Annotated in this window: 13 protein-coding genes and 3 pseudogenes; 2 read left to right on the top strand and 14 right to left on the bottom strand. The window is 55.6% G+C overall.

Translation table 11 applies throughout. The features are described from left to right. The 10 genes and pseudogenes from CPJ18_RS27630 to tssI all read right to left on the bottom strand — a co-directional run. Positions 1-745: pseudogene (locus tag CPJ18_RS27630) on the bottom strand (integrase core domain-containing protein); the annotation flags it as partial. A gap of 217 nt (positions 746-962) precedes the next feature. Then, positions 963-1,187, bottom strand: coding sequence for a hypothetical protein (locus tag CPJ18_RS27180; RefSeq protein ID WP_245445410.1), 225 nt, complete (start codon positions 1,185-1,187; stop codon positions 963-965). A gap of 20 nt (positions 1,188-1,207) precedes the next feature. Continuing rightward, positions 1,208-1,507, bottom strand: a pseudogene (locus tag CPJ18_RS27450) (toll/interleukin-1 receptor domain-containing protein); the annotation flags it as partial. A 207-nt stretch (positions 1,508-1,714) separates the two neighbouring features. Beyond that, a complete protein-coding gene (locus tag CPJ18_RS11090; RefSeq protein WP_103658313.1) occupies positions 1,715-2,287 on the bottom strand; it encodes a PIN domain-containing protein in 573 nt (190 codons plus the stop codon). Between the two features lie 330 nt (positions 2,288-2,617). Next, positions 2,618-3,337: a hypothetical protein gene (locus CPJ18_RS11100; protein ID WP_146258675.1), complete on the bottom strand. Its 720-nt coding sequence runs from the start codon at positions 3,335-3,337 to the stop codon at positions 2,618-2,620. A gap of 153 nt (positions 3,338-3,490) precedes the next feature. Beyond that, on the bottom strand, positions 3,491-4,648 hold the full coding sequence (locus CPJ18_RS11105) for a hypothetical protein (RefSeq protein ID WP_103658319.1): 1,158 nt from the start codon (positions 4,646-4,648) through the stop codon (positions 3,491-3,493). Between the two features lie 102 nt (positions 4,649-4,750). Continuing rightward, entirely contained in the window at positions 4,751-5,887 is a 1,137-nt protein-coding gene (locus CPJ18_RS26990; RefSeq protein WP_103658321.1) for a hypothetical protein, read from the bottom strand. A 12-nt stretch (positions 5,888-5,899) separates the two neighbouring features. Continuing rightward, the gene (locus tag CPJ18_RS26805) at positions 5,900-7,381 is read right to left on the bottom strand and encodes a DUF4150 domain-containing protein (protein WP_167397882.1); all 1,482 of its coding nucleotides are present in this window, start codon (positions 7,379-7,381) and stop codon (positions 5,900-5,902) included. Beyond that, complete coding sequence (locus CPJ18_RS11120) at positions 7,378-8,496, bottom strand: DUF2169 family type VI secretion system accessory protein (protein WP_103658323.1); 1,119 nt, start codon at positions 8,494-8,496, stop codon at positions 7,378-7,380. The genes CPJ18_RS26805 and CPJ18_RS11120 overlap by 4 nt, the downstream gene beginning before the upstream one ends. Before the next feature lie 129 nt (positions 8,497-8,625). Then, positions 8,626-10,847: pseudogene (tssI, locus tag CPJ18_RS11125) on the bottom strand (type VI secretion system tip protein TssI/VgrG); the annotation flags it as partial. A gap of 195 nt (positions 10,848-11,042) precedes the next feature. On the opposite strand from tssI, the gene CPJ18_RS11130 reads away from it, so the two are divergent. Continuing rightward, positions 11,043-11,990: a hypothetical protein gene (locus CPJ18_RS11130; protein ID WP_146258676.1), complete on the top strand. Its 948-nt coding sequence runs from the start codon at positions 11,043-11,045 to the stop codon at positions 11,988-11,990. Between the two features lie 33 nt (positions 11,991-12,023). Here the strand turns inward: CPJ18_RS11130 and CPJ18_RS11135 are convergent, their stop codons facing one another. From CPJ18_RS11135 to CPJ18_RS11150, 4 genes are all read right to left on the bottom strand, one after another. Then, positions 12,024-12,647, bottom strand: coding sequence for a histidine phosphatase family protein (locus CPJ18_RS11135; RefSeq protein ID WP_103658325.1), 624 nt, complete (start codon positions 12,645-12,647; stop codon positions 12,024-12,026). Between the two features lie 72 nt (positions 12,648-12,719). Next, on the bottom strand, positions 12,720-13,151 hold the full coding sequence (locus CPJ18_RS11140) for a type II toxin-antitoxin system VapC family toxin (RefSeq protein WP_103658327.1): 432 nt from the start codon (positions 13,149-13,151) through the stop codon (positions 12,720-12,722). A gap of 6 nt (positions 13,152-13,157) precedes the next feature. After that, the gene (locus CPJ18_RS11145; protein ID WP_146258677.1) at positions 13,158-13,553 is read right to left on the bottom strand and encodes a hypothetical protein; all 396 of its coding nucleotides are present in this window, start codon (positions 13,551-13,553) and stop codon (positions 13,158-13,160) included. An 87-nt stretch (positions 13,554-13,640) separates the two neighbouring features. Beyond that, positions 13,641-14,246, bottom strand: a complete 606-nt coding sequence (locus tag CPJ18_RS11150; protein WP_146258678.1) for a hypothetical protein — start codon at positions 14,244-14,246, stop codon at positions 13,641-13,643. A gap of 366 nt (positions 14,247-14,612) precedes the next feature. Between CPJ18_RS11150 and CPJ18_RS26995 the strand changes: the two genes are divergently transcribed. Continuing rightward, positions 14,613-15,134: a kinase gene (locus CPJ18_RS26995; protein WP_197710899.1), complete on the top strand. Its 522-nt coding sequence runs from the start codon at positions 14,613-14,615 to the stop codon at positions 15,132-15,134. Positions 15,135-15,389: the final 255 nt, after the last annotated feature.

Consider the following 15,389-nt stretch of genomic DNA (forward strand, 5'->3'; position numbering starts at 1 on the left):
AGGTGTCATCCAGCCGAGCCCAGAGTGTGGTCGATGTTCGTTGTAATCTCCTCGCCAGGCTGAAAGCGAAGATCGAGCATGGGTCAGTGGCGAGAAGAGGGTCTCATTCAGGAACTCGTCTCGTAGCCGTCCATTGAAGCTTTCGATAAGCAACTTCCTGAGGCAGAGCGAGCGTGGTCTCGACATCGACCCGGGTCCCACCCTCGCCCAGCTCGACAGTCAGCGTAGACGTCGCGCCTGATGAAATGGTCGACGGCTGTTCAAACGCTCGTTCAAAGATCTCTGCCGCGTTCAAAATTGCGGCATCGACCTCCTGGCGCTTTCTAGTTATCCGGTGACCATGCAATGAAATAAACTGTGCTGACGCGCCGGAGACGGCTTTCTCCAGCCAATCTGCGGCCTCGCAAAGTGACGTAACAATAGCGTCGCGGTCTGGAAATGCCGCTATAGCCGTGGCGATGGAAGTATCAGCAGCTCGCAAGGCCTCCGCAGCCTAAGCGCCAAGGCTTGGTGTATCGGCGACGAGAGCCAGGCATTCTCTTGTGCAATCATCGACGATCGTAAGCACCCGGAACCTGCGGCCATCGGTGAGCTGATCTGACACGAAGTCCAGCGACCAGCGATCATTGGCAGCCGTCGGGATCAACATCGGCGCTCGGGTGCCTATCGCCCGCTTACGCCCGCCACGCTTGCGTACCGTCAGCTTCTCTTCCCGATAGAGCCGGAAGAGTTTCTTGTGGTTCACAAGATGGTCGGCTGCCACTCCGGTAGATGTCGCAGACCGCGAAGATGATGATCCGCGCGAACTCGTCCATGAAGACGCTCACGTGGGCCTCGGCGTCGTAGTCGCCCTTCTCGTGAACGGACGCGAAGGTCCGTCCGTCGAGGAATTGTGTGATCAGCGGACCGATAATACCGAACAGCCTCTCGATAAAAGGACGACGCGCTGGATCGCCCGCGGGCTAGCGCACAATCGTTACTCCGATCGACTGAGCGCCCGTGATAAAGTGGTCGGAGACCTGCGCGGCACCGTTGTCCATCGACGCGAGATCGGGTTTGACGCAGGCCGACCAGTCGGTCTCCGCGCCGACCATCCGCGACAGATCGGTCTTGTCGACCATGGCCATGCGCAGCACGCCGGCGATCGCCTCCGCCGAAGGGGTCGGCGTGATCTTGATGCCGAGCACGTACCTAGCCAGTCACACGGCTCCAGGATAACAGGAACTATGTGAAGTTCACCGACCTCCGCCCGCCGTAATGCTTCTTGAAACTCTTTTTCGTAACAATAGTTGGATGCCAGATAGTCCGGGCTGACGAGAGCGATAAAAAGATCGCTTGTCTCAAGCGCGGTCATCACGGAATCATTCAGTTTCGCGCCGGGAACGATCCGGTGGTCAGTCCAGGTTTCGATGTCGCCATCGTGCTGTAATAGAGACATATGCTTGTGGAGCCTATCGAGATACCGCTCGTCGGCATGCGAGTACGAAATGAATGCGGTTAGGGCCAAGGCAGATTTCCTCCCATACGGAATCGGACCCCAATTTAGAATTGAATAATATTCTAAGTAAACTGGTTTTTCGTCGGCGTGCGAAAGGGAATACAGTGTATGGAAGCCAACAGTATCGCTGTCTCAAACCATTCCGTCATCTTCCAACCTATGGCGTTGACGGCGACCTGCCGTTGAGACCTCAGATAGACTATCCAAAACCACGGACTATTTCAGAAATCTAAAATCGCGACCGCCTGAATCGGTGTCAGTCCGATTTCTTTTGGGCGGTGTTGGCGCCAACGACGACGGGCAATTGACGTACCAGACATTCTCAATCGGCTGGTAAAGCCCCGGAAGGGGAAAGTACCCGCTGATCGACATGAAATCTCTGATGTTCATCGTCGCGATGGGCATCTGGTGCGCGATGGAAAGTGCTGCGAAATGCAGATCGTGTCCCAGCTTGTCTTTCTTTTGCTCCGGAGGCTGTTTGTAGAAATGCCTGAGCGGTCCGATTGTCGTCATCTCCGCATATAATGACGCGGCCGTTGGCGTGAAGTCTGCGAACCGAAAATCGACCGATAGAATGTCCTCTATCCAGGCATGAAGTCTCGCCGCTTTCTGTGGATCGTGTCTCTGCGCGAGATGGGCACCTCGTCTCAACTCTGTTATAGCGGGGTACGAGAGTGCCAGTGATTTCGCCCCGACGGTTTGCATCCAGGTCCGCAGGCCCGGTGGTGGACGCTGCAGGCCGGCGTTGCTAAGTATATTAGTACCCATTAAATAAACTAGGTCAGCCATGGTGGACCTCGGGGAAACGAATCACGAGAGCCTAGCCGGTTGTGACCGGTATTCGTTAAAATCCATGGCTTCAAAAGTTACGAGTCAAAAATCGGAGGTCGAGGTGGATGGCGGGTAATTGGACGATCGAAGAAGCGAGCGCGGACCTGGTTTCACTGTTGGAGGCGGCGCGAGCGGCGACGCAGTATACATCATGGACGGTGACGATAGCTTTAGCGTGTCGATCGTGCGCAGTGGCCGTTCTCTCGAGAACCTGCTCGACAACGAGGGCCCATTTAAACCCGAAGACATCGAGGACATCTGACACGCCGGAACGGCCATCGACAATTCTTATAGGTAGGACAGCATTATGTCCGGGCTGGGAAGTCGAGGGGTTCTGGGACTGTAGCATTCAAGTGCAGAGCAGGCATTCTGGAAACTCTGTTCGTCTTGATATTCGTCCCTCATCGTTTTCAGGTCCGCTTCGGTCATGGGGTGGTGCATCCGGTTCCACACATCCGATCCCAATCGCCAAACAAGCCGCTTCTGATCGGGAGAGAGGCTCGCGGACGCGTGTTTCCAAAAACGGCAAAGTCGAAGCCTCTCGGCACCGACGCTGAGCGTCGTGAAAAACTCGGCTTTAGATGACAGGTCCGCAGTCGCGTATCGACCGAAGCATTCCTCGTCCCATTTGCTTAGCGGAGACGCGAGACGCTTGTCTAGTTTTTGGCCAAAGACGTCGTTTCGCAACGCCGCACGATAGTCCAAAGCGAGATTGTCGCCCCACGGAGTGGTGGATGGATGCGAGCGGAGGCTGTTCGCGAGATCGGGCCAAGTTCGTTCCCAAGCGTCGAGCTCACCTAAAACGGTATCGGAGTCGCATGGAAATCGGATGCCCCATTGCTCGAATTCGATACGAACCCGCCGCCCAAGCCTGGCATCGATCCTATGCAATGCCTGGTTCCACAGAGCGTACGAAGCACTCGGATCGAGATCGCTCTCCATCATGGTGTTTCGCAGCTCGGTTTTCAGCGCAGAATAATCCGCGCTCCGGAAGGCGATTTCTTTCATCAAGTCATCACTGATGACATCCATGCTCGGCAAGACTATCAGGTTCCGCCAAGCCAAACTTTCAGGTGGCCTTATATTCAACGCTGTGCGCGAAACAGTGAACGAGGTCGGCACTCTAGGCGCACCTCCAAACCAACCTCGTACAGCCGTCAATCATTTAAGATCGCATTTGAATGGACGCGCCGTCAACTCTCCGGGGATGACGTACTCTTTCCATTCGCCGTCAACGAAACTGAAAATACGGTTGCCATAGTCGAAAACATGCAGCCTGTTCTCTCTGGCAAAAATCGAGGATGGCTGAACTCGATTACTGGCAAGCTTGAGCTTCACCTTCGGAGTGAAGGTCTTTGCCAAGTGTCCGTCGAAGCGGAACAACTCGGAATCGGCCGTGAGGACAAGCTCACTGTTGAAATGCGCTGCGTCAGAATAGTTTTTCTCACGGTCTGGCAGTGACGAAACTTCTACAAAGCCGCTCTCAGGCGTGCCGAGCATCACCAAACCGTCGGAGCCGACAATGTAGTCGTTACCATTGCCGTCGGAGGTAAGGCCCGACAACCAGGCATAGGCTGGCAGAGATTGCGCAATACGTTGCGGCAGTTCATGGCGTTTCCATTTGCCAGGCACACCTGTAAACAGGAAGTTCAAGACGGGGTAGGAAGACTGCTCGGCCTGTAGCTTCTTTTGTAGTTCAAAACGTTCGTCCCCAGACATGTCTTCGCGGTAGAGAGGATGGCCCGGATAGAGATTGAACGACCGAGGGCTGGGCCTTTGGGTTGCGATCAGGTAAACAACACCCGCGTCGTTCGCGCCGAGAATGGACCATTCGCTCTCCGAGTAGGGATGTCGCACTTCCAGTTCAGGCACCACATCATTCCAGACATCGTCTCTTCCGACTTTAAGGAACCCGTCGCTTCCAGCTACTAGCCATTGCTCTCCGTAAGGCAATATCGAATTGAAATCTATTTCCGGCGCGTCTTCTGATGCGGCAAGGGTTCCGGGAATTACTGTGTGTTTAGAGCCTTCTGGTCCGACCAAATAGATGTCACCCTGAAGACTGATCGTGACGTAAGACGGCGGGGCGTCGGCTTCAGTCGACCGTAACGCTCTGATATCGCGCAATTCCCTGCGGACATCCGATCTTGAGAAGGTTTGCTCCACAGTGTCTCGAGTGAGAATGATCGTGTACGGGTCATCCCACCGCGGTCCGCCGACTAAAACCGCGAAGTGACGGTCGATGTCCGACATTGCGGCATGATAAAGTTTCGGCTCCCATTTCCCGTACAGTTCTTCGAAATCTTCGTCGTCGTTCATGTGTCGTTCGACCAGAGTTTAAAAATCAGGATCGTTGCATTCGCTACAGAGCCGGGAATACCGGGAGTGCCTACCGTCGAAAACGAAGGTATCTCTCCGCGGTCATTTTCTAATGCCCTTAAATTCCCGTTCCAGCAATTCAGGGGGGATTTGTATCTCAGTCCATTCGCGTCCGTCGAATGTTTGAACACCGTGTTTTGAGTCGAAATAGAAGAGAATGTTGTCCACCGCCTGTACCTTCACGGGGTTTGGCACATTGTTGTTGATGGCTGGGTCGAGATTGGGTTTGAGTGGTGACAGCATATGTCCATCAAACCAGTGCAAAGCGTAATCCGATGCGATGACCATTTTGTCCCTGAACTTTGTGATCGATCTCAAACTCTCGCTGTTGCCTTTGAACGATACATCTTCAAAGCCATATTCCGCATTGCCCATAAGGATGACCCCGTTGTCGCCAACGGCCCAGACCCTGTCCTTGTTTTCAATGAAAATATCCGACAGCGTCGCTGGCTCGGGGTAGTATTTCCCACCGCGTGGCGCAGCAACGATACGCCATTCGTCGCCGTTCCAATGATAAAGTCGGCCCTCGTAGACACGGGATGGACCCTCCGCTGCTTCGCGGATGGCTATTGCCTCTTCATTTCGCCCCTCTTCGAAAAGCTTCCTCCTCCGGTTTTCTTCCTCCTCGGTCAAAGGTCTGTTCGTACTTGTTGGAGAGTAAGTGACACTCATGTAGATGTCGTCTTCCGAGAGGCCAGTCAGGCGCCCGAATATCAGGTAGTCGTATGTCGCTGGAGTTTCAGGAAGCTTCTCCCGTTGAAACCATTCGATGTTCTCATCAGCCAGCCTGTAAAGCTGCGAGTGGTATCCCATGACGAACAACGCGCTATCAATCTGCGCAATCGCGTTTACGTATCCGAGGTCGGTCGCGTCCTCTGAGTAAACACCCGCTCCTTTGATCTTCGTATAGGTCGAATCTCTTCCCATATGTAGCGTGTAAAGATCGCCTTCATCGCTCAATGCATGAATGACGGGCCTGCCGTCTTCACCCAATCCGCCAGTCAAACCATCGATCTTGCGTGGTACATCCGAGCGGCTCCAAGGTTGCTCCAACTTTCCCTCATACGTCAGGATGTACGAATACATATCCTCGTTGTCCTTCCCGCTGAACACGATACAGAACGTATCGGAATTCAGCGCCAGGGCTTTGTCCATTCTAAGTGGATCATAGGATTTCATGGTTTCCTCGCTTCAATATTTTCCAGCCTTGAGAACGTCTATGACATCCCGTCCGCCCGGCAGTTTAGGAGGCATCATTGTGGTACGACCCGGCTGCAAGTCGTTCGCGCCGACCTGAATATCAGCAGCATCTTTTGCCATTTTACGACATTTTTCCGGGAGGTCTCTAACTCTGTCCAGCGCCTTGTGCGCCTCATCTCTGATTTTTCCGAGTGGAGCAGTGCCGGTGGGATTATAGTTTAAGCCTAATCTCGCCAACGCCGGATTTAGGGATTTATGAACCGCATCCTCGTCGGTGCGATGCATCGCCTTCGTCAGGCAAATAGCTTGGCCTTTATTATATGTAGGCGATCGTGGAATTCGGTTTTCGGTCGAATCTTTGTCCGCCGCGTATTCTGGCGCATTCCCGACACGGTATACCATGTCTGGTATAATATGGTGAGCCTCGCCAGGGCATATCATGTTCACAAATTTGTATTCGCCGACGACGCAGGGCCAATCGTCTTTCTCGTCGGTATAGACACGCACACCGTTTTCCAGTGCCTTCGCTAGCTTTCTATTTCTCTCGATTTTGATCGACGCCTCGAGATATTCCTTCTCTTTGTCCAGATACTCTTCATCTACTGCGGAAAAAGGAAATTCATAATAATCCCGATAATACGAAGCGATTCTTTCCTTAGTTTGGTCGTAGAGTGCAGTCTCAGTCGGCCCCATTGGCACTATGCCTTCAAGGATTTCTTTGGCCCGCTTGTTTGCTATGATGGCGTTATCGAGATCGGGTGTGCCGCCGCTCGTGATGATCGAAAGGGGGCCTGCGACTTTCCCAAGGACTTTTCCGAACATTCCAAGGCGGCGCATAATAACTGAGCCGCTTTTTGTCGGCGTCGGTACCCCAGTTGGAATGGATGGAGGCTTCGGCGACGCTTTCCGCAAAGCTTCACGCAAAATTTCTTGAGCTTCCGGACTGCTGGAGTCGAGCGCGAGTTGCACTGGCTTTGCAACGAGTGACCCCGGAACCGGATCATCGTCCTTCGGAGGATCGTAGGTCTGGGTGCTGCGGACGAAAACCGCTTCGCCTTCGGTGTTCCTGTTGTTCATGTAAAAACGGTCGAGGTGACGAATGACGTGCGAACCTTCGGCTCGGACCTGATCGGCGTGACCGATAGGCTCACAGACGTTCTCTACTGTGCCGGACTTTCGGCCCTTTCTGATACCCGGCGCGTCGCCATGCACGTGCGTCGTGCAGGAGCGCATCACCATGGCTTTCTTGCGCGTGAAGCGGACCGACGGTGTGTAGTTCTTGTCATGACCGCAGAAATCTACGACCGGGTACGGAATGGGCACCACTGAGGAACCGACGGGGGTCAAGCATACATCCGGTGCCAGAGATACAATCCGGGCCTCGTCGATGTCGCGCAAGCCCTCACGTGGTGTATTCGTTGTCCAAGGCTCGGGATATTGTGGCTCGCCAGCATAGTCACGAGGGATGCTCATGCCATCTCTCCCTCATTGACCGTGGCAGTCTCGACTTCCGGCGGCTTTAACCGGACACGCGTCAAAGTGAGGGTCGTCTCACCTGCGTCTGGTAAAGGAAACCTCGCTCGCCAGGTCAGCAGGACCCGCCCATCGTCGCGCCAGTCGAACTGGACACCATCGAGTTCGAGTACGTGCCAGTCGTCTCGATCCTCGCGAACGCAGTGAACCCCGAGCGTGAGACCGGGCAGCTTGCCTCGGGCGACCGAGTGGTGCGGATGCAGGTTTGAGAGCTCATATGCTTCATCACCCCGAAGATACGGAGCTGCTATCAAGTCGGGATGTGCGGATTGCCAGAAGCGACGATCGAAATCGCGCGGCAAGAGAGGGTGACGTTTTTCCACCCAGTCGTCGTCGTAGGTTCCCGCATGTTGCTGCCGCGAACGCCACCACGGCGACATGAGACCCAGCCCTTGAGGCTCTGGCGTTTGCCGCCAGTCCAGCGGCTCATCGGGTACGGTGATCTGAGGCGCGGGTACAGGGCGGGTGTCGGATGGCATATCGACGTTGACGATGCCGCACCCGAGCGGGTTCCTGCGTTCAACGTCAAAAGGCGTCTCCGTTTCGGTATCACCAGTGCCGGGGATCGCTCCGCCATAGGCGTTGCGCCAGCAGACACTTACGCTCCTTGCTGGTTCGGGTTTCGTCAGCGTCCAGTCTGCGATAACGCGTTTTGGCTCCTTTGCGGAAAACCCGGCCCACTTCTCCTTGATCACAGGTTCCCAGAAGCGTGGCCCAGAAACATCGATCTCCTTGAACACCAGTCCCAGCTTCAACGATGCTCGCCAGGACTGCTCAGGCTCTCCCGAGGGAGACCAGGCATTCCCGAGAAACGTGACGTCAGTTCCAGGTTTGTCGGGGCTGAGATCGCTCTGGCGAAGAAGGACGGTTTGATGTGGATCGCCCTCGTAGGCGTCCTCCCACTGGAAGCTTTCCTGCTCCTCGGCGATCTCGAGAATACCGTCCTGAACATGCATGAATGTCGCGCGGACGGAGACGACACAATCCAGTTCGCCCTCGGTGTCGAACTGACGAAAGGCCATGGCGGGAAACGGAAGTCGATTATCAAGCTCCACGGGCCAGCCCCCCTTATCAATTCAAATCGATCGGCTTGCCGCGAAGCTGGAAATGATCCGTCGCCACGAAATTGAACGTCTTGCCGAGGATGATGACTTCGCCGTTGGACTTCATGATGAACTTGGAANGCCACGAAATTGAACGTCTTGCCGAGGATGATGACTTCGCCGTTGGACTTCATGATGAACTTGGAATCGCCGCACTCGATGACGAACTCCTCACCGACCGCGATCTTCTTGAACTTGCCGACGCTTTCCAGCGAAGTCTGACCGACATTCGTGATCTTGCTGACTCCGATCTGTTCAGCATGCGCGACACCCACGCTGTCCGACTTGAAGGTGCTGACAATGGTGTTCATGATGCCGGGGAGCGGGAAGAGACCGGAAGCATCGGTGCCGACACCCGTACCTGAGCCCGCAAGCGCCGTACCCGCATCTGCGCGGGGGCTTGGACCAGAGACGACACCCTCGCGTGACGACATGCCGCCAGCGCCGAGGAAGCCGAGTGCCGAAGACGCCAGCGTGGTTGCGAAGGCTGCCACACCAGGCCCGCCGCCGCCCGCGATTTGGGCAGCCTGTGACAGCAGTCCGGCGGTGTGACCCGATAGTGCCTGAACACCCGCCATAGCCATCATCGCCATCGGTCCAGTGCCGCCAACAACGGTGTTCACCGATCCACCGATCTCATGCTTCTGGTTGCCGGACACTTCAACGGCACGGTTACCTCCAACGGAGGCCACCTCATGGCGGTCAATGCGCTTGGTGCGGTCGTTGAGAACGCGGGTGGTCTGATCCTTCTGGGCATGGAAGAACTGGTTTTCCTTGCCTGCTTCATCCTCGAAGGTGATTTCGTTGAAGCCGTCGCCCTTATGGGTATTGGATCGCAGGACCATGCGGGTCTTGTTTGCGGGAAGGTCGTAGGGCACCGAATTTTTTGGATTGTTCACGACACCCGTCACCAGCGGACGATCTGGATCGCCATCCACAAAGGCCACCATCACTTCCATGCCAATGCGTGGAATGACCTGCGCACCCCATGTTCCGCCACCCCATGCCTGACTGACCCGCACCCAGCACGTATCGGTTCCGTCCTTCTTCGCCTTGCGGTCCCATGGGAACCACAGCTTGATGCGGCCATATTGATCGGGGTGGATTTCCTCGCCCTCGGGACCCGCGACGATGGCGACCTGCGTGCCCTCGATTTTCGGGCGCTTGGTCGTCCGGTGCGGGGTCAGCGGTACGCGGGCGGGGATGGCTTCGAAAGTGTTGCGGTATTCGGGCTCGTTGCTGTTGGTCTCATAGGAGCGATCCACGATGGTGTGGCTCGCTTTGATGATCACATGCTCTTCGTATTCGTGCTCGGGATGAGCCACCTCATAGGGCGTAAAGCGACGACCGGCTTCGAGAATACGGGACGTCGATGCGCCGAAGACGCGATCATGGTCTGCCTCTGACGATTGGGAGCGCAGCTTCTGGGCACGCTCTGCTTCTTCCACCGTCTTGATGCGGGCGGGGTACTCGTACAGCTCGCGCTTTGTCGCATCCGGCATCTGCACAAGTGATGGCGTCATATTGCCTGGCACCATGCCGGGTGTTTCGAAATTCCAGTCTGCACCGGCGCGCTGGCCGGGCACATAGGAAAAGCGGCGAGCCCAGTCATTGATGTGGTTGCGATCCGACGAACCCTGTGCCAATCTCACTTTGCCTTCACCCTGAGCGGAAGGCGATGGTCCAAGCCATCCATTGGCGGTATCGGCCACATGCAGCTTGTGAGAGCCGTCCTCGTGGCTAAACCAGTAGAACAACCCATCTTCCTCTAAGCGTCTGAGAAGATACGATAAATCGTCTTCGTTATATTGGACGCTATAGCCCTGCGCAGGCGGCGGCGACATGACACCAGACGTATCAGGGGCTGGAATGCCGTGTTCGGAAAATAGCGTCTCAACGATGTCGACCGAGGTCTTGTCCATCCAGATTCGGCAGTCTGAACGACGCGACAACAACCACATCTGCGGGCGGATGGTCATGGCGTAGGAGCGTAGACCGCGAGTAATCGGCGGTCCCTCGTGCAGGTCGGTCACGAGACCGTTGAAGGGACGACGGACACCGCTGCCATCCTCACCGTCACCCTGTTGCACCTCCACCGAGACATCGATCAGACGGCCGATCAGCTCCTCCGGCTTCACCGATTCCTTCTTGGCGCGGACATTCAGCTGTATCTCGAAGAGTTGCGACACGCCTTCGTTGATGACCATCCGCTCCGGCAGTAACTGATCCTCGCCGAGCGGCGACTTGACCTTGAGAACACGGCTAGCCTGGATGAACTCGGACGACGATGGCTGGTCGGTCATGGGGAACCCCGGTGATCGGATTGGATAAAATATCAATCAGCTGTCAAAATCTGCACGGAATGCAATCAATCATTGTGGCAAAAGGATGGAATTGCGACCTTATTTGCAACCGAAGGCCTATAATATTCACTTGGCATCCCAAACTCGCCTTAATCTGCCGCCTAATCTGAGGGAAAGACGGGTGAGGTCACATTCATGGCGCTAGTGAATACGGACAGTGGTGTAACAAAGAAACGTAGGAAGGCTCACAGCCCCGGGACAAAACACGATGCCGAAGGTTATGGACTCTCGCGCGAGGAGGCCAACGAACGTCGCGGCGCGGGTTGGTGGGTGAACCTTAGACGGCGCGGTCACAAGATTGTGCGGCTCTTCAAGGACAGCATCTATGGGTCGAATGACGCTGCGTATAAAGCCGCACGCGCCTATCGCGATGCGATCATCGAAGCCATACCTCCCGCCACCAATCACGAGCAGGCCGTTCTCCTGCGCAAGAACAACCAGAGCGGTATTTCTGGCGTGCGCCGGATCGAGAGCCGCGAGGGCGACGCGTGGCAGGCGACACTGATGACCAATGACGGTCAGAAGCGCGAGAACTTTACCGTGTCGAAGTTCGGTGAACTTGCAGCCAAATCCATGGCCATCGCCCAACGCCGCAAATGGCTGGCCGATCTGCCCGTGACGCATCTTGCTTATGCCCATCACGCAGCCGAAGTGGCGCAGGAGCATTTTGCCGACGATCTCATACCCGTCAGCGACGTCATGCCGGAATCCCATCTCACGGCTGACGAGATCGAAGCCCGCATCCAGTCGATCAACGATGACTTCGATAAAGCCCGTCCGAAGCGGCTCCGGGTCCGGATTAAATATTATCACGGTAGCAGGCTCTCGGTATTCGTGTCCGATGCAGGAAAGCCTGCCAAGCGCAAGCTCGTGCAGATCAACACAAGAAGGATGGAAAAGCTGGAGGTTCTGACCGAGGCAAAAGCAAAGGTCGAAGCTGCCATTGCGGAGTTCTACGATCGCGACACCGCGAAGTGGTTCATGGGCGCGCACGGCAATGCCCTGCTAGCTGAAGACGCGTTTCATGTCCGGGAAGGCTTCAACGTACTCGTGATGGTCGAAGCAAAAAAATCTGCCGTATAACTGATAGAACTGGATATTCGATGACTGCCTCTCTCATTGAGCGAGGTGGGAAACGTCGGCCAGCCGGATCATCGCCCGATTCCGGAAGAAGTCGTCTTGCCTAAGGTGGGTGACACTGCAACTGGGCGCAGCGAAGTAAATAAAACTGCAGGCCGCGATAGGTATCCTCATCCAGGCTGCCACCACCAGGCTTAGGGTAAAGCCGTGAGTGACGATGATCTGAGTTCGACAGCCACGCTGTGAAATCGCGTCCAGGAACGGATAAACGCGGTTTGCGACATCACGCCGAGACTCCGCTCCCTCAATGTTTCCATGATGATCCAACCGGTCATCATCCGGTGCAGGTTCATAGCGGGCATCAAGCCATTCCTGCGGTCTGCCTTCCGCCACGCCGTAGCTGATCTCCCGTAGTGATTTCGTCGTCGTGACGGGTCTTTCGAAGAGGTTTGCGATGATATCGGCAGTTTGCGAGGCTCGTTTGAGGTCGGAGGAATAAATCTCAACCTCTTTGTCGCCGATGGCGCTTAACAGAGCCGCAGCGACGAACAATGCGTCCTGCTGGCCCTTTTCGGTCAACCCGGTATCGAACCAGCCTCCCACCTTTTTCTCGATATGGTGGACAGATTGAGCATGGGTGACAACGAATAAGTCTTTCATTGATAGCTCCGAGACGGAAAAAACAATCAGGTTGAAAATATTCCCACGTCATCCGCCCGCTTCTTCACGCGCTCAGACGGCATACGGATCGACTATCTTCAATTCGGGAAGCTCGGAATGGTAGGGCTGTGCTTGTTCGACGAGTACGAGCTTCCTCTCGATGGCCGTGGCCACGACCATCCTCTCCAAGTCCGAAAGATGCCGCATACCGTCGTCGTCGACCTGGAGGTCCAGCGCGGACAGTTTCGCCCAGATAGACGCAGCGGGTTCGCCGAACACCTCGACCGTGGAATGGGTTCTCGCCATCGACAGAACACGGCGGAAGAGGCGGTCGAGCTGGTCGCGACCTTCGGTGACGCCCGTCTCGCGGATCGCCCCGTCAACGACCCCCAAGGAGACGACACTTAGGTAAACTCCGCCCCTCGGAACGCCGTCCGCGAATTCCTTGACTTCAGGCACCCCGCACAGAAGGTCCATGAGCGTTTGCGTGGAAAGGAGATACATGTGTAGTCACATACGCGATGCGGGAAGCTGGACGCGCGCCTTTTCAGGCCGCCTCAGTCGCGGCTGGTCGTTGCCCGCCTTCACCTTGACCCGACGTCCGAGAGGAGCAAAGCCAACCTCGTCGAGCGCGGAGCCGAAGGACATGTTCCTGCCCGAAGACGTGATCAGTGCCGCTAGGTCCTTGAGGGAGATGACGACCGCCATGTCCTCGGTCTTCTTTCCGATGACCTGCATGTCGCCGCCGCGAACCCGACCCAAGACTTTGGTGAAGGTGTCGCGTGCCGCTTTTACGGTCAACGATCCACCGGCCGCGACGGTCAGTGCCTGCTCCAGTTCCTTGAGAACGTCCGTCTCGTCACCGTCGCCGATTTCCGAAAGCTGTCTTACGAGACGCCTGTTCATTGTGTTTACTCCGATTTCGGCCTCGGTGGCCACTTTCGTGTAATATGTGGCCACTCTGCGAGAACGGCAAGAGGGCGGCGAGAGTATTCAGCGTCCGAGTACGTCGTTAAGGACCACGTGGGGCTTCCCAGGACGATAGGGCCCGCAGGGCGAGTAGACATTCATGATCGCGGAAGCGGGAATGGGCCGCATCAACGCGAAGGCGTTGTGGAACATCAACTTGTCCGAAGCCTTGATTAGGTTTCTGTTGCAGTAGTGGAACTCGACGACCTCCGGGTCCGCGACCATCAGGTCGGCCAGCGCGATCTTGCATTTTGGGTCCTGACTGGCCCATGCGCGTCGCGCGTACAACAACCCCTTTTCACCGTAGATGTCAGCGACGGCAGCCGGAAGTCCCTTGAAATCCTGGTTTGCCTGGAAAAGGTCGTAGGCATAATCAACGCCGTCAATGAGGACGTCCGACTTCTCTGCGTCGAACTCGACGATGATTGGATTTCTTGTGTCGGACTGTGAATTGAATTTGCAGGCGTAATGAAGCGCTCCTTCCAATGTGCCGCATGCCAATACCGGGTCGAACCTGAAGCGCTCGCCCCGCGTGTCGTTCAAAGTGAGATCGTCCTTGTTCAGAAGTCCCGGGTCCGGACGCCATCGCAGGAATCTTCCTTTTGACGTATTCGAGGCAAGGCCCTCCATGCGTATATCCTGCATTACCCCGATCGCAGCCGCGCTATCGACCGTTAGTCCCCTGTAAAAACGCATCTCTATATCCTCTGATCCAGGCGATAAGCACGAGAGAGTTCCGACGTCGCCCCCAGATCGACGAACACTTCACTCATTCCTTCTGCCAAGGTTCTGGCTTTACGAACCAATTATTTTAACCCTGTGGCATCTGATCCATAACGACGAAAAATTGTCGCAAAATTCAGTAGTAAAAAGCATACTTATGCGACTGAATTTTGCAACAATCTGGTGGATCAGCTTTCGCCGCTATTTTGACGTCACGGGGTTGTCAAAGGCATCAGGCACCAACGGAGTGAGTGACCAATGGAGAACAGGAGTTTGGAATCGTTTGGCGATACCCAGACCCGGCTCATCCTCATTCGAGGGAACTCGGGAACCGGGAAATCTGCGCTTGCGCTGGCGATTAGAAATAGTCTTCCCCGTGGTGTCGCAATTGTCGGACAAGATTTGCTCCGACGGAATGTCCTGCACGTCCTCGACACGAAACCATCGCTGGCAGCCGACTATATAGAGATTTCCGCGCGATTCGCTCTTGATCGCGGGCTCCATGTGGTCGTCGAAGGTATCTTGCGCGAGGATATTTACGGCGAGATGCTGAGACGGATGATTTCCGGCCATCGAGGCGTTACACGCTGCTATCGCTACAAAATCTCGTTCCAAGAAACACTCAACAGGCACATGACAAAACCCAATGCCGCCGAATTTGGTGAGAATGAAATGCGGCAATGGTGGCGAGACGACGATGAACTGGTTGGTGTTGAGGAAACGATTATTGGTCCTGATCAGCTATTGGTAGATACAGTTGCAATGGTTATCGACGACTGTGGCTGGCGACCTTAGGAATCGCGTAGCACCCCCACAAGATGAACTGGGCGTAGCGCAAGTCCGCCAGCCAAACGTGCAAGTTAGGTTTCCACCCAGCCAAGCTGATTGTCCGTCGTCGAAGGTTGTTCGGCTTCATGCTCCGTCACCATTCGAATCGCGCGGGCACGGACTGCAGGAGAGAGTTGGTTCGTCGTTTTGCTTGTCATAGACGCTAATTCTCAAGAGCCGGGGTTTTCGGCAAATCCAGTGCAGTTCAGACCGTACGGAGAC

It is taken from the genome of Agrobacterium rosae (genome assembly GCF_002915175.1).
Classification (GTDB): domain Bacteria; phylum Pseudomonadota; class Alphaproteobacteria; order Rhizobiales; family Rhizobiaceae; genus Agrobacterium; species Agrobacterium rosae.